Below are 17,972 nucleotides of genomic sequence, written 5' to 3' on the forward strand. Positions count from 1 at the left end.
CGTGGGGCAGACTCGGCGCACGTGACGCCCCCCGCCCAGAACCCTGGCCCCGCCGAGAACCCCGCGCCCGCCGGTCCGCTCGAACTCCTCGCGGGGTTGCGCGCGGATCTGCACGCGGCGGACTACACCGTCGACGGGGTCGCCGCCCTCGTCGGCGACGTCGCCTCGGCGGCCCTGGACCGCGAGCAGCCGCTGCCCGCGCTGCGCGCGACGGACGGCTCGCGCGAGCCCGCCGCCGTCCTGCTGCGGTGCGCGACGCTCGGCCGGACCGTCACCCGCGCCGAGCTGGACGCGGCCCTGCCCCGCACCGGCACCGCCGGGGCCGTGGCCCTCGGGCTCGTGGCCGCGGCCGGGCAGGGCCCCGACGACGAGGTCCGTCCCCTGGTGGACCTGCGGCCCTACTCCGTCGACGACGCCGCCGGGGCGGCGCAGTGGTGGCTGGTCTCCGACCTCGGCGAGCTCGCCACCGGCGAGGCGCTGTCCGCCGACCACGTCCTCGGCGTGGGCGGGGCGTCCCTGACGCTGGCCTCGGCGACCGTGCGCACCCCCGTCGACCGCGTCCTCGACGTCGGCACCGGCTGCGGCATCCAGGCCCTGCACGCCTCCCGGCACGCCCGGCGCGTCACGGCCACCGACACCTCCGAGCGGGCCCTGGACCTCGCGGCCGTCAACGCCGCCCTCAACGAGGTCTCCCTGGACCTGCGGCACGGCTCGCTGTTCGAGCCCGTCCGCGACGGCGAGCGGTTCGACCTCGTCGTGTCCAACCCGCCGTTCGTCATCACCCCGCGCACGTCGGCCGTGCCCACGTACGAGTACCGCGACGGCGGGATGCCCGGGGACTCCCTCGTCGCCCGCCTCGTCGGGGAGGTCGGCTCGGTGCTGGCGCCCGGCGGCGTCGCGCAGCTGCTGGGGAACTGGGAGCTGCACGAGGGGCAGAGCTGGTCGCAGCGGCTGGAGTCCTGGCTGGAGGGCACCGGCCTGGACGCCTGGGTCGTCCAGCGCGAGGTCGCCGACCCCGCGCTGTACGCCGAGACGTGGATCCGCGACGGCGGGCAGAAGGCCGGGCCCCGCTTCGACGAGCTCTACACCGCGTGGCTGGACGACTTCGCCGCGCGCGGGGTGACCGGCGTCGGCTTCGGCGTCGTGACGCTGCGCCGCCCGCAGGGTCCGGGGACGCCGCTGCGCCGCTTCGAGGAGAACCTCGCCGCCCTGGAGGACCCGCTGGGGGAGGTCCTCGCCCGCGGGCTGGCCACCCACGACCGCCTCACCGGGGTGGACGACCTGGGCGACCTGACGGTCACCGTCGCACCCGACGTCACCGACGAGCGCTTCCACAGCCCCGGCGACCCGGACCCCCGCATCGTCCTGCTGCGCCAGGGCGGCGGGCTGCGCCGCGTCGCGCAGGTCGACGGCGACCTCGCCGGCCTCGTCGGGGCGTGCGACGGGGAGCTGACCCTGGGCCAGATCACCGCGGGGCTCGCGGTGCTGGGGGAGGAGGCCGTGGGGGACGTGCGGACCCGGCTGTACCCGCGGGTGCGCTCGCTCCTGGAGGACGGGTTCCTCCTGCTCCCCTGACCCCGCGCGACCGCCGCCGCCTGGGGAACGCCTCGTTGTCCGGCGCCAGGGCGCCGGCTCCATCCTCGAGGTCGATCATCGACCTCGAGGAGGCAACGAGGCGTTCCCCGGCCCCGCGCGGGGGTGACGCCGAGTGCTGACGGCGGACCCTCGGCGACCCACCGGTTGCGTGCCGCGGACCGCGCCGTGGCACATTGGCAGCGCACGTCCAGAGCAGCCCCGGGTGTGCGCAGGGTGCACCCCGCGTCGCCGCGACGTGCGAGAGTGCACAGCGGGACGTGCCCGGCGGTGACCGCGGCCGGCGTCCTGCGGCGGACAGCGAGTCGAAGGTGAGAGGCAGGACCAGTGGCGGGCAAGTCCCAGGCAACGAAGTCGTCCGGTGACGGACTGCGCCGGCTGGTGATCGTCGAGTCGCCGGGGAAGATCGACAAGATCGCCAGCTACCTCGGCCCCGGGTACCAGGTCGAGGCCAGCTACGGCCACATCCGCGACCTGCCCCAGCCCTCCCAGCTGCCCGAGGACATGAAGAAGGGCCCGTTCGGCAAGTTCGCGGTCGACGTCGAGCACGGCTTCGAGCCGTACTACGTCGTCGACGGGGACAAGAAGAAGCGGGTCTCCGAGCTCAAGCGGGCCCTGAAGGACGCCGACGAGCTCATCCTCGCCACCGACCGCGACCGCGAGGGCGAGGCCATCGCCTGGCACCTCGTGCAGGCGCTCGAACCGCGCGTGCCCTACCGCCGGATGGTCTTCGGCGACGTCACCCGCGAGACGATCCAGCAGGCGATCGGAGACCTGCGCGACATCGACGACCGGATGGTCGACGCGCAGGAGACGCGGCGCATCCTCGACCGCCTCTACGGCTACGAGCTGTCCCCGGTGCTGTGGCGCAAGGTCCGCGCGGGCCTGTCCGCCGGCCGCGTGCAGTCCGTCGCCACCCGGCTGTGCGTCGAGCGCGAGCGCGAGCGGATGGCGTTCGTCGCCGCCGGCTACGCCGACATCACCGGCACCTTCCAGCCCGAGGGCGACTCGGCGTTCAGCGCCAAGCTGTCCAGCGTCGAGGGCCGGCGCGTGGCCAGCGGCCGCGACTTCGCCGACGACGGCACCCTGAAGTCGAAGAACGTCGCCCACCTCGACGTGGCCGCGGCCGAGGCCATCGTCGCCGGGCTCGCGCAGTCGCAGTTCGCCGTCCGCGGGGTGGAGGAGAAGCCGTACACCCGGCGCCCGGCCGCGCCGTTCATCACCTCCACGCTGCAGCAGGAGGCCTCCCGCAAGCTGCGCCTGAACGCCCGGCAGACCATGCGCACCGCGCAGGGCCTGTACGAGCGCGGCTACATCACCTACATGCGCACCGACTCCATCCAGCTGTCCTCGCAGGCGCTGGCCGCGGCCCGGGCCCAGGCCCGGGAGCTGTACGGCCCGGAGTACGTGCCGGACTCCCCGCGCAACTACACGTCGAAGTCGAAGAACGCGCAGGAGGGCCACGAGGCCGTCCGCCCGGCGGGGGAGACGTTCCGCACGCCGGCGCAGGTGGCCGGGGAGCTGCGCGGGGACGACTTCCGCCTCTACGACCTCATCTGGAAGCGGACCGTCGCCTCCCAGATGCACGACGCCCGCGGCACGACGGCGACCGTCCGCCTCGGGGCCACCACGGACGACGGCCGCGACGTCGAGTTCTCGGCGTCGGGCACGATCATCACGTTCCGCGGGTTCCTCGCCGCCTACGAGGAGGGCCGCGACGCCACCCGCGACGACGAGAACGCCGGCGACGACGACCGCCGGCTGCCGCAGGTCACCGCCGGCGACCCGCTGACGGCCCGCGACCTGGCCGCCGACGGGCACGAGACGTCCCCGCCCGCCCGGTACACCGAGGCCAGCCTCATCAAGACGCTGGAGGAGAAGGAGATCGGGCGTCCCTCGACGTTCCAGTCGATCATCTCCACCATCGTCGACCGCGGGTACGTCTGGTACAAGGGCTCGGCCCTCGTCCCGAGCTGGCTCGCGTTCGCGGTGACGCGGCTGCTGGAGGAGCACTTCCCCAAGCTCGTCGACTACGAGTTCACCGCCGAGATGGAGAACGACCTCGACGCGATCTCCCGCGGTGAGGCCCAGCGCGTGGACTGGCTGACGACGTTCTACTTCGGCGCCGACGGCCCGGCGAACGGGTCGGTCGCGGTCGACGCCCCGCGCCCGGACGGTGCGGGGGACGGGGCGAGCGCCGAGCTCGACGGCATCAAGGGCCTGGCCGACGACCTCGGCGCGATCGACGCTCGGGAGATCTCCACCGTCCCGATCGGCGAGGGCGTCGTCCTGCGCGTGGGCCGCTACGGCCCGTACCTGGAGGGCCCGGACCGCGAGACCGGCGAGCTGCTCAAGGCCTCCGTCCCCGAGGACGTCGCGCCCGACGAGATGACCGTCGAGAAGGCCTACGAGCTGCTGACGACGCAGTCCGAGGGCGACAACGTCCTCGGGCAGGACCCCGAGACGGGACGCACGATCGTGGCCCGCGTCGGGCGCTACGGGCCGTACGTCACCGAGCTCATCGAGGACGACGCGCCGGCGACCGCCGTGCAGGAGCGTGCCGAGCAGGCCGCGCCGAAGAAGCGGGCGGCCAAGAAGGCCGCGAAGGTCAAGCCGCGCACCGGCTCGCTGTTCAAGGACATGTCGGTCGAGACCGTCACCCTGGAGCAGGCCCTGCAGCTGCTGTCGCTGCCGCGCGTCGTCGGTGCCGACCCCGAGACCGGGGACGAGATCACCGCGCAGAACGGCCGCTACGGCCCGTACCTGAAGAAGGGCACGGACTCGCGCTCGCTGGAGTCCGAGGACCAGATCTTCTCCATCACGCTGCCCGAGGTGCTGGCGATCTACGCCCAGCCCAAGACGCGGCGCGGCCAGGTCGCCAAGCCGCCGCTGAAGGAGCTCGGGCCCGACCCCGAGTCCGGTCAGCCGATCGTCGTCAAGGACGGCCGCTTCGGCCCGTACGCGACCGACGGCACGACGAACGCCACGCTGCGCAAGGACGACGACCCCGAGACGATCACGCTGGAGCGGGCGGCCGAGCTGCTGGCCGACAAGCGCGCCCGGGGGCCGGTGAAGAAGACGGCGAAGAAGGCCGCCGCCAAGAAGACGACGGCCAAGAAGACGGCCGCGAAGAAGACCGCGGCGAAGAAGACGGCGGCCCCCGCGCAGTCGTGACGCCCCCTCTCCACAGGCCCGCCGCGCACGCGGCGGGCCCGTCGGGGGGGACCTCTACCCTGGCGTCGTGACCGCCCCGGCAGCTCCCGACCACGACGTGCGGGCCCTGCTGCGCGACCACCCCGACTTCCGCCGCATGTGGCTCTCGCTCATGCTCTCCAGCTTCGGGGACTGGCTGGGGATGCTCGCCAAGCTGGGGACGGCGGCGGGGCTGACGGTGGGGAACGCCACCCAGACGTCCGTGGCGGTCTCGACCGTCTTCATCCTCCAGCTCGCCCCGGCCGCCCTCCTGGGACCCCTCGCGGGGGCGCTGGCCGACCGCCTGGACCGGCGGCTGACGATGGTCGTCGGCGACCTGCTGCGGTTCGCGCTGTTCGTCTCGATCCCCCTGGCCGGCAGCCTCACCTGGCTGTTCGTCGCCACGCTGCTCATCGAGCTGGTGACCCTGTTCTGGGGCCCGGCCAAGGACGCGACCGTCCCCAACCTCGTGCCGGCCCGCAAGCTGGAGGTCGCCAACCAGATCAGCCTCGTCGCCACCTACGGCTCGGCGCCGGTGGCCGGGCTGGCCTTCATCCTGCTGACGCTGCTGACCGGCGTGCTCGACGGCCTCCTGCCGTTCCTGCGGGGCGGGCAGTCGGACCTGGCGATGTACGTCAACGCCCTGACCTTCCTCGTCGCCGCGGCCGTCATCTGGCGCCTGGACATCCCCCCGCGCGAGGTCCGTCCCCGCGAGGGCGGGCTGGCCCCGACGCTGGGCCGCGACATCGTCGAGGGCTGGCGCTTCGTCGGGGGCTCACCGCTGCTGCGCGGGCTGGTGTTCGGGATGCTCGTCGCCTTCGCCGCCGGCGGGGTCGTCCTCGGCCTGGGCCGGGCCTTCGTCACCAGCCTGGGAGCGGGGGACCCCGGGTACGGCGTCGTCGTCATGGCCGTCTTCGCCGGGGTCGCCCTCGGGGTCTGGCAGGGCCCGCGCTGGCTGTCCGGCCTCAGCCGCCGCCGCACGTTCGGCCTCGCGCTGTCCCTGGCGGGGGTCTCCCTCGTCCTCGTGGCGGTCGTGGGGAACATCGTCGTCGCGGCCCTGTTCGTCGTGGCCCTGGGCCTGTTCACGGGCCTGGCCTACGTCTCGGCCTACACGCTGCTCGGCCTGGAGGTCGACGACGACGTCCGCGGCCGGACGTTCTCCTTCGTCGGCTCCAGCACCCGCGTCGTCATCATCGCCGTCATGCTCGTGGCCCCCTGGGTGGCGAACGCCCTGGGCGAGCGCACCTTCGCCCCCAGCGAGCACTGGTCGGTCACGTACGCCGGGTCGGCGCTGGCGATGGTCCTGGCCGGGGTCGTCACGGGCGTGGCGGGGATCGTGGCCTTCCGGCAGATGGACGACCGGCGCGGCACCAGCCTGCGCGCCGACCTGGTCCGCGCCGTCGCCCGCCGCACGGCGGTCGAGGACACTGCTCCCGTGCGCACACCCAGCGGCTTCTTCCTGGCCTTCGAGGGCGGGGACGGCTCCGGCAAGACGACCCAGGCCTCGCTGCTGGCGGCGTGGCTGACCGAGCAGGGCCACGAGGCCGTCCTCACGCGCGAACCGGGCGGCACGGCCACCGGCCGCGACCTGCGCGAGGTCCTGCTGTCCCACCGCGCGGACGCCTCCCCGCTGAGCCCGCGGGCCGAGGCGCTGCTGTTCGCCGCCGACCGCGCCCAGCACGTCGCCGAGGTCGTCACGCCCGCGCTGGGCCGGGGCGCCGTCGTCCTCACCGACCGCTACGTCGACTCCTCCCTGGCCTACCAGGGCGCGGGGCGGGACCTGCCCGCCGGTGAGGTGGAGCGGCTCTCGACGTGGGCGACGCAGGGGCTGCTGCCCGACCTCACCGTCGTCCTCGACGTCGACCCCGACACCGCGGCGCAGCGGCGGTCGGGCCGGGCGGCCGAGGACCGGGTGGAGGCCGAGTCGCGTGCCTTCCACGCCCGCGTGCGCGAGCAGTTCCTCTCCCTGGCCGGGCGCGACCCGCGCCGCTACCTCGTCCTGGACGCCACCACGGACCCGCAGACGGTGCACGCGAGGCTGCGGGAGCACCTCGTGCCGCTGCTGCCGGCCCCCACCGGCGCTCCCGACCACGGACCCGACCACGACCGCGTCACCGTCCCCGGGCCGGTCCGGTCGTGAGCGTCTGGGACGACGTCGTCGGCCAGGAACCGGCCGTGCGGGTCCTGGCCCGCGCCGCCACCGCCGCCCGCCACGGCACCCCCGGCATGACGCACGCCTGGCTGCTGACCGGGCCCCCCGGATCGGGCCGCTCGACCGCGGCCCGCGCCTTCGCCGCCGCCCTGGCCTGCCAGGACCCGGCGCAGGTCGGCTGCGGCCGCTGCGGCGGCTGCCGGACGGCGCTGGCCGGGTCCCACGCCGACGTGGTGCTGTTCACCACCGAGCACACGTGGATCCGCCGGGTCGACGTCGAACCCCTCATCGCCACCGCCCAGCGCCGCCCGTCCGTGGCGCGCTGGCGCGTCATCGTCGTCGAGGACGCCGACCGGCTCAACGAGACCTCCGGCAACGTGCTGCTGAAGACCATCGAGGAACCCCCGCCGCAGACGGTGTGGCTGCTGTGCGCGCCCGCCGTCGACGACGTCCTGCCCACGATCCGCTCCCGGGCCCGGCACGTCCCGCTGCGCATCCCGCCCGCCGACGCCGTGGCCGAGCTGCTCGTGCGCCGCGACGGCGTCGACCCCGTCATGGCCGCCTTCGCCGCCCGCGCCGCGCAGTCCCACGTCGGGCTGGCCCGCCGCCTCGCGCGCGACGAGGGGGCCCGCATCCGGCGCCGGGAGGTGCTGCGGCTGCCCCAGCGCGTGCGGGGGGTCGGGGACGCGGTCCTGGCGGCCGGGGAGCTCGTCGACATCGCCGCCGAGGAGGCCGGCGCCTCGACCGTCGAACGCGACGCCCGGGAGAAGGCCGAGCTGCTGCGCGCCCTCGGCGCCGACGGGTCCGCGACCGTCCCGCCCGCCGTGCGGGCCCAGGTGCGCCAGCTGGAGGAGGACCAGAAGCGGCGGGCCCGCCGCCACCAGACCGACGTCCTGGACCGGGCCCTGGTCGACCTGCTCGCCCTGCTGCGCGACGTGCTCGTCGTGCAGGTGGGGGCCCCGGTCGAGCTCGTGAACTCGGACATGACCACCGAGGTGCGGGCCATGGCCGCGGCCGGCCCGCCCGAGGAGACGCTGCGCCGCGCCGACGCCGTGCAGCTCGCCCGGGAACGGCTCGCCCAGAACGTCGCCCCCCTGCTGGCCATCGAGGCGCTGGCCCTGAGCCTGCGGCCCGCGCGCCACGACGGCTGAGGACCGCGGCCCCGTCGTGGTGTCCCGTAGCGTGGGGCGCACCATGCGCTCCCTCGGCCGACCCTCCCGTTCGCGCGCCGCCGTCGGCCTGGCCGCCGCCGCCCTCCTGCTGTCGGGCTGCTCGGCCCTGGACGGGTCCGGCCCCGACCCCGAACCGGTGGGCACCGCCGCCGCGGTCGCGGGCGAGAACGCGACGGACCCGGCCCTGGCCGCCTTCTACGGCCAGCGGCTGCAGTGGGCCGACTGCTCCGGCGGGTTCGAGTGCACCCGCCTGACCGTGCCGGTGGACTACGACCAGCCGGCCGGCCCGACGACCACCCTGGCCGTCGTCCGGCTGCGGACGCAGGCCACCGGCGAGGACCGGCTCGGCTCCCTCGTCCTCAACCCCGGCGGCCCCGGGGCCTCCGGCGTGGAGTACGCCCGGGCCGCGCAGAACGTCGTCTCCCCGGACGTGCGCGACCACTTCGACGTCGTCGGCTTCGACCCGCGCGGGGTGGGGAGCTCGGACCCGTTGCGCTGCCTCACCGACGCCGAGGTCGACGAGTTCCTGGCCACCGACCCCACCCCCGACGACCCCGCCGAGGTGCGGGCGCTGGAGCGGCGGACGAGCGAGCTCGGCCGCGGCTGCGCCGCCTCCGGCCCGCTCGCCGCGCACGTCGACACGCGCTCGGTGGCGCAGGACATGGACGTCCTGCGCGCCGCGCTCGGCGACGACAAGCTCAGCTACCTCGGCAAGAGCTACGGCACCTACCTCGGCGCCTGGTACGCCGAGCAGTTCCCCCAGCGCGTCGGGCGCTTCGTCCTCGACGGGGCCATCGACCCGGCCCTGACGAGCGAGCAGGTCAACGCCGGGCAGGCCGCCGGGTTCGAGGTCGCGCTGCGCTCCTACGTCTCGGCGTGCCTGGCCGGGGACGCCGGGGGGGACGCCTGCCCCCTGACCGGTGGGGTCGACGACGGCGTCGCGCAGGTGCGGGCCCTGCTGGACCGCCTGGACGCGGACCCCCTGCCCACGGGGACCGACCGGCCGCTCGTGCAGGGCCTGGCCTACCTCGGGGTCGCCTACCCGTTGTACTCGGCGTCCCTGTGGCCGCAGTTGTCCGCCGCGCTGACCGCCGCCCAGCGCGGGGACGGGGCGCCCCTGCTCACCCTCGCCGACGCCTACGCCCACCGCGCCCCCGACGGCCGGTACCTCGACAACTCCACCACCGTCATCTACGCCGTCAACTGCCTCGACCGCGACGACGTCCAGACCCGGTCGGAGGTGGCGGACACGGTGCGCGAGTTCGAGCAGCGGTCCCCGACGTTCGGGCCGTTCCTGGCGTGGGGGGCCCTGGCCTGCACCGACTGGCCCATCGACCCCGTCGGGCAGGCCCGTCCCGTCCACGCCGAGGGCGCCGGCCCGATCGTCGTCGTCGGCACCACCCGCGACCCCGCGACCCCGTACGCGTGGGCGCAGGGCCTGGCGGGGCAGCTGTCGTCCGGGCGCCTGCTGACGTACGACGGTGACGGGCACACCGCCTACGCCACCGGCTCGGAGTGCATCGACGACGCCGTGGACACCTACCTGCTCAGCGGCACCGCGCCGGAGGAGGGCACCACCTGCGGCTGAGCGGCCGGGCCGCGCACGTGATCACCGGACGGTGGGGGCCCGGGGACGGCGGTAGCTGCTGCGCACCGCCGGTGACGTCGCGCCGGGCCTCCTGCGCCCGCTCGTCGAGGACGCGCTGCGCCGCGACGGGGCCTGGACCGTGGTGAAGGCAGGGCCGGACGTCCTGTAGGCTCACTGTCCGTGCCCGAGAGGGCGCTGGTACTGCCGCCTTAGCTCAGTCGGCCAGAGCGACGCACTCGTAATGCGTAGGTCCGGGGTTCGATTCCCCGAGGCGGCTCCACCGGAGGGCCCGTCCGATGCGGACGGGCCCTCCGTCGTTCCCGGGGGGCTCGTCGTCGCGACGGGCCGGTCCCACCACCGGTCCGGCGTGGGGCCGGGTGTGGGGCCGGGCCCGCCGGACCGGTGAGGCGAACGCCCCCGGCTGCCATCCTGGTCCCACCGTGCACACCGCCGCCCTCACCTCATCGCTCACCTCATCGCTCACCTCGTCGCTGACCGGCCTGCTCGACCCCACGTCCCACGCCGACCACTGGCTGTGGGCGCTCGCCGTCCTGCTCGCGGCCGTCGTGACGGGGGCGCTGCTGCCGGTCCTGCCGACGGGGGCCGTCGTCGCGGCGATGGCGGCGCTGGGGCACCACCGCTCGTGGCTGTCCCTCGGTGAGGTCGTGCTCGTGGGGGCCGCGGCGGCGTACGCGGCCGACCTCGTCCTCTACACGCTGCTGCTGCGCGGGGCGCACACGCGGGCGGGCCGGCGGCTGCGCCGGCAGGCCGAGGGGCACGGGCACCTCGGGGAGCTGGGGGAGCGGCTGGCCCGGCACGACGTGGGGACGCTCGTGACGTCGCGGCTGCTGCCCGGCGCGCGCGTCCCGGTCATGGCGGCGGCGGCCGCGACGGCCTACCCCGTCGGGCGCTTCGCCGTCGCCAACGCCCTGCCGGCGGCGTGCTGGGCGCTGGCGTACGGCGCGCTGGGGCTGGCCGGGCGCGGGGTCAGCGACTCCCCGTGGGTCTCGGTCGTCGCCGCGGTCGCGTTCGGCGTCCTGGCCTCGGGGGCGGTCAGCCTCGTGCGGCGGTGGCGAGCGCGCTGAGCTCGGTCGCCGGCCGGGGGCGGCCCAGCAGCCAGCCCTGCGCGGCGTCGCACCCCGCCGCCCGCAGGGCGCCGAGCTGGCCGGCCTCCTCCACGCCCTCGGCGACGACGCCGAGGGAGAAGCTGTGCGCGGCCCCGATGAGGAGGCGGACGAGGTCGGCGTGGGCCCGGTCGGGCGAGGCGACGAAGCTGCGGTCGATCTTCAAGACGTCGACGGGCAGCCGGGACAGCTGGCCGATGGAGGTGTAGCCGGTCCCGAAGTCGTCCAGGGCCACCCGCACGCCCAGGGCCCGCAGCGCGCGCAGGTGCTCGCGGGCGGTCGGCTCGTCGACGAGCACGGTCTCGGTGATCTCGACGGTGAGGCGTTCGGGGGCGATGCCCGCCCCGGCGCAGGCGACGGCCACGTCACCCAGCAGCCGCGGCTGAGCCAGGTGCCGGCCCGAGACGTTGACGGCGGCGGTGACGCCGGCGAGCGCCCCGCCCTCGGCGTCCCACGCGGCGAGCTGGGCGGCCGCGGTCGACAGCGCCCACCGGCCCAGGTCGCAGACGAGGTCGGAGCCCTCGGCGACGGGGACGAAGCTGTCCGGCGCGAGCAGTCCCGCGCCGGGCCGGTCCCACCGCACGAGGGCCTCCACGCTGCGCACCGACTCCGTGCGCAGGTCCAGGACGGGCTGGTAGTGCAGGACGAGCTCGCCGCCGTCCAGGCCGGCCCGCAGGGCGCGTTCGAGGTCGGTGCGGTGCGCGATGTCGTGGCGCAGGGCGTCGTCGAAGACCTCCACGGTCCCGCGGCCGGCGGCCTTGGCCCGGTAGGCGGCGGCGTCGGCCTCGCGCAGCAGCCGCTCGGCCGGGCACCCGCCGGGCGGGCTGGTGGCGACGCCCACGCTCGCCCCCACGCGCACGCGGACGCCGGTGCGCCGGCCGGACAGGTCCACGGGCGCGCACACGGCCGCGATGAGCCGCGTCCCGAGGTCGACCAGCCCGCCCTCGTCCTCGACCTGCTCGACCACGACGACGAACTCGTCGCCGCCGAGGCGGGCCACGACGTCCCCGCCGCGCAGGCAGCCGGCCATCCGGGCGCTCACGACGCGCAGCAGCTCGTCGCCGGCGGCGTGGCCGTGGGTGTCGTTGACGGCCTTGAAGTGGTCGAGGTCGACGAACAGCAGCCCGACGCGGCCGTCGTGGCGGGCCATCCGGTGCAGCGCGGCGTCGATGAGCTCGGAGGCCTGGGCGCGGTTGGGCAGCTGGGTGAGGGCGTCGTGGGAGGCCTGGTGGGCCAGGACCTCCTGCAGCTGCTCGCGTTCGCGTAGGGCGCCGACCATCTGCCGGACCGAGGCGTGCACGACCGCTCCCAGCGGCCCGTGCACGGGGCGGGTCACGACGTCGGCGTCCAGGGCGCCGTCGGCGACGGCCTGGGCCTGGTCGCGCACGCGGCGCAGGGTGTCGACGGCGGCGGCCAGCCCGCGCGCGACCGTGCGGACCTCCAGCGGGCCGCCCTCCTCGACGTCGACGAGCTCACCGTCGCTGACGGCGCGCGACTGCTCGGCCAGCCGGCTCAGCGGCAGCGCGATCCAGCGGCGCGTCAGGAGCGCGGCGGCCAGGGTGCCCAGGACGAGGAGCGTGCAGGCCGCGACGAGCACCCACAGGGTCCGGCGGGCGGTCTCGGCCGGTCCCAGGGCCCGCTGCCGCGCCCTCTCGCCGGTGTCGACGACGACTGCCCGCACCGCGGTGTCGCGGGCGCCGTTGGCCGCGGCGAGGCCGACCAGTCCCGGCAGGGGCGGGGTCTGGCCCGTGCGCGCCGCCAGCCGCAGCGGTTCGTCGACGGCGGCGGCGACGGTGCCGGTGGTGGCGCTGCGCCACTGCGCGGCCAGCTCCGGTGAGCCCTGGGACACCACGTCCGCCGACGCCGCGCGGTACCCGCCCCACGCCTGGAGGAAGGCCTCGCGGGTGCTGGTGCGGTCCAGCCCGCTGCCGGCGGAGGCGGCGAAGAACAGCGGCACCTCCACCCCGGCCAGGGCCGAGGCGCGCGAGACGAGTTCGAGGTCGGTCAGCGCCCGGGTGGCCCGGGCGTCCAGCCCCTGCGCGCGGGCCCGTTGCAGCAGGGCGCTCACGCGGCCGGCGAGGTCGGTGCTGACGCGCCGGTAGCCGGCGAAGACGGTGCCGAGGTCGCCGTCGCGGGCGTCGCCGCGCAGCCGCTCGACCGTCACCGCGGCCCGGCGGGCGACGGCGGCGGCCGTGGTGGACTGCGCGTGGCGCACGGCCGCGTCGGTGGCGTCGCGCACGGTGGCCGACTGCCCGGAGAGCGTGGGGCGGGCCAGGGTCGACAGGGTGGCCACGGCCCCTTCGTCCACGCCGACGGAGGCCGCGGTGCGGGGGTCGTCCAGGACGGCCTGGCCCAGGACGGGGACGACCTCGCGGGCGACGGCGGCCCGCAGGGTGTCCAGCGCGACGGCGGCGGCCACGTCGTCGGCGGCCGCGGCGGCGGCCCGGTCGCGTCCGGCTTGCTCGTCCACGGCGTAGGCCATGAGGCCGAGCAGCCCCAGGACCGGGACCAGGACCAGGGCGATGAGGCTGCGGCGCAACGTGCCGGGCTTGCGCCGCCACGTCCGCCCGGGGCTCCGGGGAGGCCGGCGCGGGCGGGCGCGGAACGTCGGCACGCGGACTCCTCGAAGGCAGGGGGTCACCTGTTGGTCACAGGGGGTCACCCAGAGGGTGTCACGTCCGGGTCTCGCTGACGAGGACGGCCGCCCCCGGCAGCTCCGCCGGGGGCAGGTCCGCCGCGGGCACCGGCCGGGCGAACAGGTACCCCTGCGCGGCGTCGCAGGAGGCCGCCAGCAGCGCCGAGAGCTGCCCGTCCTCCTCCACGCCCTCGGCCACGACGCCCAGGGAGAAGCTGTGGGCGGCGCTGATGAGCAGCCGCACGAGGTCGGCGTGGCCGGCCTCGGGGGAGGACACGAAGCTGCGGTCGATCTTCAGGACGTCCACCGGGAGGCGGGAGAGCTGCCCGATGGAGGTGTAGCCCGTCCCGAAGTCGTCGATGGCCACCCGCACGCCCAGCTCGCGCAGCGAGCGCAGGTGCTCCAGGGCGAGCGGCTCGTCGACCAGGACGGTCTCGGTGATCTCCACGGTCAGCCGGGACGGGTCGATCCCGCTGGCGGCCAGGGCGTCGGTGACGTCCTCGAGCAGGTGCGCCTGGGCCAGGTGCCGCCCGGAGATGTTCACGGCGACGGCGAGCCCGCCGCGGTGCCCGCCCTCGGCGTCCCAGCGCACGAGCTGGGCGGTGGCCTCCGCCAGGGCCCACCGGCCCAGGTCGCACACGAGCGAGGACGCCTCGGCCACGGGGATGAACGCGTCCGGCGGCACGAGCCCGTGGCCGGGCCGGACCCAGCGCACGAGCGCCTCCACGCTCCTGGTGCGCCCGGTCCCCAGGTCCAGGACCGGCTGGTAGTACAGGACGAGCTCGCCCGCCTCCAGGCCGTGGCGCAGGGCGGTCTCGAGCTCGGCGCGGGCGTTCAGCTCCGCGCGCAGCTCGTCGTCGAACACCTCCACGACCCCGCGGCCGGCGGCCTTGGCCCGGTAGGCGGCGGCGTCGGCGTCGCGCAGGAGGCGTTCGGCGTCCAGGGCGCCGGGCACGCTGACCGCCACGCCCGCGCTGGCCCCCACCCGCACGTGCTGGGCCTGCGGCAGGCCTGCGAGCGCGGCGGGGGCGCTGAGGGCGGCGATGAGCCGCCCGCCGAGGTCGACCAGGCCCTTCTCGTCCTCCACGCCCTCGACGAGGACGACGAACTCGTCCCCGCCGAGCCGGCACACGACGTCCCCGCCGCGCACGGTCGCGTGCATCCGGGCCGCGACCGTGCGCAGCAGCTCGTCGCCGGCGGCGTGCCCGAAGCTGTCGTTGACGGCCTTGAAGTGGTCCAGGTCCAGGAACAGCAGGCCCACCCGGGCGCCCTGGCGCGCCGCCCGGTGCAGGGCGCGCTCGGTCAGGACGAGGGTCTGGGCGCGGTTGGGCAGCTCGGTCAGGGCGTCGTGGGCGGCCTGGTGGGCGAGGTCGGCCTGCAGCTGCTCGCGCTCGTGGAAGGCGGCCAGGACCTGCGTCACCGAGGCGTGCACGACCTGCCCGAGCGGGCCCGGGACGGGGGTGCGGACGACCTCGTGGTCCAGCTCGCCGGCCGCGATGGCCTGCACCTGCACCTGCACGCGGCGCAGGGTCTCCACGGCGGCGGCCAGGCCCTGGGCCACGACGCGGACCTCGGTCGGGCCCTGCTCGTGGACGTCGACGAGCTCACCGGCGGCCACCGAGCGCGACTGCGCGGCGAGGCGGCCCAGCGGGGTGGCGATGGCGCGCCGCACCAGCAGCGTGCCGGCCAGGGTGGTGGCCACGACCGCAGCGCACAGGACGAGCAGGTGCTGCAGCTCGCGGTGCGCGACGTCGGCCTGCCGGCCGGCCTGCTCGACGACGCGCTCGGCGGTGCGGGACAGCACGGCCCGCAGGGCCGCGTCGCGCTCGGCGGTGTCCCGGCGCACGACCGTCAGCTCGGCGAGGGTGGGGGTGCGGGGGTCCTCGGCCATCGCGGTCAGCACCTCCTCCAGGCGCCGGGAGGCGGGTGAGCCGTCGGTCGCGGACCAGGCGCGGGCGACGTCGGGGTCGCTGAGGGTGACGACGTCGGCCGCGGCCTGGCGGTGGGCGTCCCACAGCCGCAGGAAGTCCCCGCGTCCGACGGTGTGGGCGCGGGCGAGGACGCCGAGGTAGGCGGTGATCTCCCGGCTGGCCAGGGCCGAGGCGTGCGAGACGCGCTCCAGGTCACCCAGCGCGGGGACCAGGTCGCCCTCCAGGCCGAGCGCGCGGGCCGCGCGCAGGTGGTCGTCGACCTGGGCGCTCAGGTCCGAGAGCAGCTCGTCGTACAGCAGCAGGCCCGTGTCGGCGTCGGCGGCCGTGGCCGTGCGGGCCTGCAGCAACCGGGCGGGCAGCCCGGCGAGGACGTCCTGGTCCCGGCCCGCCCGCCCGGTCCGCGCCGCGGCCAGGACGGCGTCCGTCGCGGCCGTGCCCTCCGCCGCCGAGGTGCGGGTGTCGGCCGGCCGGCGGGCCGTGTCCGCCGCGGAGGGGTCCAGCGCGGCGAGCAGCCGCGGCTGCCCCGGGACGGCCGCCCCGAGGACCGGCACGACCTCCTGCCCGACGGCGCTGCGCACCTGCCCCAGGGCCACGGCGCTGCGGACCTCGCGCAGCGCCGTCTCGGCCTCGCGGGCGTCCTCCAGCCGGTCCTGCACGCCCAGGGCCGCGACCGCGCCCAGCCCGAGGACCGGGACGAGCACCAGGCCCAGCAGGGTGGTCTGCAGGGGCCGGCTGCGACCCGCACGGCCCGCACGGCCCGGACGGCCCGGACGGCCCGGACGGCCCGGACGGCCCGGACGGCGTGGTCGGCCTGGGCGGTGGGCGGCGGTCACGTGGGGCGTCTCGTCCCGCGCGGGGGCCGACCTGAGCCGAACCCGGGACGACCACCCGTCTGCCGCGGAACCCCTGGAAGAGCAGGGGCCCCGCTTCTAGCAGATCAGGGCTTGAGCAGGACCTTCAGCGCCCCGCGGCGGGCGGCGAGCTCGTCGAGGGCGTCCTTCGCCTCGGCCAGGTCGAACTCGTGGGTGATGAGCGGCGTGGGGTCCAGGACGCCGGCGGAGAACGCGCGGACGGCGTACGCCCACGCCCGCGTCGGGGCGCCGAAGACCGTCAGGACGTGCACGTTGCGCGAGACCAGCTCCAGGGAGGACAGGTCGTCGGCGTCCTGGGCGGGGATGCCCGTGAGGACCACGCGCCCGCCGCGGCGGGCCAGCCGGACCGACGTGCGGGCGATGCCCGGCACCCCGGCGGCCTCGATGACGGCGTCGAACGTCGCGCCCAGCGTGGAGGCGTCGCCGGTGTAGTGCGCGGCCCCGCAGCGCTCGGCCAGCTCGCGGCGCTCCTCGTTGTGGTGCACGACGGTCACCTCGCAGCCGGCGCCCTTGAGCAGCTGCACGCACAGCAGGCCCAGCGTCCCGGCGCCGACGACGGCGACCTTCGAGCCCGCGGTGACGTCGGCCAGCAGGACGGCCTCGGCCACGCACGCGGCGGGTTCGATGCCGGCCGCGGCGCGCAGGTCGGCGCCCTCGGGCAGCAGGTGCAGGTAGCGCGCGGGCAGGGTCAGCCAGGTCGACCAGCCGCCGGGGAGGGTGAAGCCCGTCTCCTCGTACTCCTGCGGCCAGCCCTCGGTGTCGCCCTCGACGGAGGCCGGGGTGCCCTCGGCGGTGCGGATGCCCTGGCCCACGACGCCGCGGCCGACGAGCTGGTCGGGGACGCCGGCGCCCACGGCGCGGACCGTGCCGGACCACTCGTGGCCCGGGACGACGGGGTAGCGGACGAACTCCGCCGGGCGGGTGCCGGCGAAGACCTCGCGGTCGGAGCCGCAGATGCCGCAGTAGGCGACCTCGACGAGCGCCTCGCCCGGGCCGGGCTCGGGGTGGGTGGTGTCGACGAGTTCGAGGGAGCCGGGTGCGGTGATCCGGGCGGCGCGGCCGGTGCGCTGGGTCATGGTCGCAACGTATCCGGTCCCCGGGACCGCTCCGGCCCGCCGGGGTGGGTGCCCGTTGGCCCAGCGGGGCCGATCACCGGCCTCGGGAAGGCAACGAGGCGCAACGGTGCCGCCGCCCACCGGGGCGGGCGGTCAGGCGGTGGGGCCCTCGGCGCGCTCGATGACCTCGGCGAGGGCGGTGACGAGGCGGCGGGCCTCGGGCAGGGACAGCTGGGCGATGTCGCCGATGAAGACGCGGGGGCCGAAGCGGCGCAGGACGGTCTGCCCGTGCTCGGCGTAGGCGAGGTCGGTCGACTCCAGGCGCACGGGGCAGGGCCGTTCGGCCCCCTCGTCACCTTCGAGGGGCACGACGCGGGCCTCGTAGCTGTGCAGCCACCCGCCCTCGACCTCCAGGCCCCGGGACGCCCACTTGGGGGCGTCCCAGCGGATCACCTGGACCGAGTCGTCGGCCACCTGCGCGGGGGTGTCCGCGGAGGTGCGCTGGTCGTCCATCGAGGCTCCACAACTGAGGTAGACGTCAAGAGGCGCTGCTGAGCGTGAGGGTTCCATCGCACAGAGTCGCTCGCCCAGCCTGCCAGACACCTGCCGATTCCGCGGAGTGTTGGAGGGAACACTCTGCGTTGATCTTGAGCGCACG

Annotated in this window: 10 protein-coding genes and 1 tRNA gene; 7 read left to right on the forward strand and 4 right to left on the reverse strand. The window is 76.2% G+C overall.

Annotation, left to right across the window (positions count from 1 at the left end):
- The first annotated feature begins 21 nt into the window (after positions 1-21).
- The 7 genes from AB2L27_RS12215 to AB2L27_RS12245 all read left to right on the forward strand — a co-directional run bounded on the left by AB2L27_RS12215 (position 22) and on the right by AB2L27_RS12245 (position 10,782).
- Positions 22-1,575: a DUF7059 domain-containing protein gene (locus AB2L27_RS12215; protein ID WP_370441743.1), complete on the forward strand. Its 1,554-nt coding sequence runs from the start codon at positions 22-24 to the stop codon at positions 1,573-1,575.
- A gap of 345 nt (positions 1,576-1,920) precedes the next feature.
- On the forward strand, positions 1,921-4,767 hold the full coding sequence (topA, locus tag AB2L27_RS12220) for a type I DNA topoisomerase (RefSeq protein WP_370441744.1): 2,847 nt from the start codon (positions 1,921-1,923) through the stop codon (positions 4,765-4,767).
- 67 nt (positions 4,768-4,834) lie between these two features.
- Positions 4,835-6,925 (forward strand): dTMP kinase, encoded by a 2,091-nt coding sequence (gene tmk / locus AB2L27_RS12225; RefSeq protein ID WP_370441745.1) that lies wholly within the window; start codon positions 4,835-4,837, stop codon positions 6,923-6,925.
- Positions 6,922-8,088, forward strand: coding sequence for a DNA polymerase III subunit delta' (locus AB2L27_RS12230; RefSeq protein WP_370441746.1), 1,167 nt, complete (start codon positions 6,922-6,924; stop codon positions 8,086-8,088). The genes tmk and AB2L27_RS12230 overlap by 4 nt, the downstream gene beginning before the upstream one ends.
- Before the next feature lie 43 nt (positions 8,089-8,131).
- The gene (locus tag AB2L27_RS12235) at positions 8,132-9,697 is read left to right on the forward strand and encodes an alpha/beta hydrolase (RefSeq protein ID WP_370441747.1); all 1,566 of its coding nucleotides are present in this window, start codon (positions 8,132-8,134) and stop codon (positions 9,695-9,697) included.
- A 203-nt stretch (positions 9,698-9,900) separates the two neighbouring features.
- Positions 9,901-9,977: transfer RNA gene (locus tag AB2L27_RS12240), tRNA-Thr, on the forward strand.
- 160 nt (positions 9,978-10,137) lie between these two features.
- Positions 10,138-10,782 carry a DedA family protein gene (locus AB2L27_RS12245; RefSeq protein ID WP_370441748.1) on the forward strand — a complete coding sequence of 215 codons (645 nt, stop codon included), beginning with the start codon at positions 10,138-10,140 and terminating at the stop codon, positions 10,780-10,782.
- Here AB2L27_RS12245 and AB2L27_RS12250 read toward each other — a convergent pair.
- The 4 genes from AB2L27_RS12250 to AB2L27_RS12265 form a co-directional block, all read right to left on the reverse strand.
- Positions 10,751-13,435 (reverse strand): EAL domain-containing protein, encoded by a 2,685-nt coding sequence (locus AB2L27_RS12250; RefSeq protein ID WP_370441749.1) that lies wholly within the window; start codon positions 13,433-13,435, stop codon positions 10,751-10,753. The two genes, AB2L27_RS12245 and AB2L27_RS12250, sit on opposite strands and share 32 nt — an antisense overlap.
- Before the next feature lie 58 nt (positions 13,436-13,493).
- Complete coding sequence (locus AB2L27_RS12255) at positions 13,494-16,088, reverse strand: EAL domain-containing protein (RefSeq protein ID WP_370441750.1); 2,595 nt, start codon at positions 16,086-16,088, stop codon at positions 13,494-13,496.
- Positions 16,089-16,324: 236 nt separating this feature from the next.
- Complete coding sequence (locus AB2L27_RS12260) at positions 16,325-17,335, reverse strand: zinc-dependent alcohol dehydrogenase (protein ID WP_370441751.1); 1,011 nt, start codon at positions 17,333-17,335, stop codon at positions 16,325-16,327.
- A gap of 132 nt (positions 17,336-17,467) precedes the next feature.
- Entirely contained in the window at positions 17,468-17,827 is a 360-nt protein-coding gene (locus AB2L27_RS12265; protein ID WP_370441752.1) for a hypothetical protein, read from the reverse strand.
- Between the last annotated feature and the right edge of the window lie 145 nt (positions 17,828-17,972).

Origin of the sequence: Kineococcus halophytocola, from assembly GCF_041276425.1 — a bacterium.
In the GTDB taxonomy this organism is placed as follows: Bacteria; Actinomycetota; Actinomycetes; order Actinomycetales; family Kineococcaceae; genus Kineococcus; species Kineococcus halophytocola.

Bases quoted from the DNA above. Each gene is read 5' to 3' on its own strand.
- AB2L27_RS12235 (WP_370441747.1), top strand. From the start codon at position 8,132: ATGCGCTCCCTCGGCCGACCCTCCCGTTCGCGCGCCGCCGTCGGCCTG.
- AB2L27_RS12260 (WP_370441751.1), bottom strand. From the start codon at position 17,335: ATGACCCAGCGCACCGGCCGCGCCGCCCGGATCACCGCACCCGGCTCC.
- AB2L27_RS12265 (WP_370441752.1), bottom strand. From the start codon at position 17,827: ATGGACGACCAGCGCACCTCCGCGGACACCCCCGCGCAGGTGGCCGAC.